Raw genomic sequence first — 210 nt, forward strand, 5'->3', positions numbered from 1 at the left:
TGCCGACCAGGTTCTGTTCTTCGAGCGCGATCATCAGCGGCTTGCCGGCGTCCTGGGTCAGCCAGGCCGGGGTCATGGCCTTCTTGGTGGTCAGTTCGGCGCCTTGAAACAGCGGCACCACCACGTAGGCCAGGTAGAAGAAGATCAAGGTGATCGCCGCCAGCACGGCGAGCCCGCCCACCAGTACATACCAGCGGGTCAGGCGGTCCT

General features: G+C 64.3%; 1 protein-coding gene. It reads right to left on the bottom strand.

Going from position 1 to position 210, the window contains the following annotated elements; genetic code table 11:
* On the bottom strand, positions 1-210 hold a 210-nt coding region (locus RRF55_RS29325), incomplete at both ends, for a hypothetical protein (protein WP_439419502.1).

This window comes from Klebsiella sp. K47 (assembly GCF_051858335.1).
Classification (GTDB): domain Bacteria; phylum Pseudomonadota; class Gammaproteobacteria; order Enterobacterales; family Enterobacteriaceae; genus Klebsiella; species Klebsiella pneumoniae.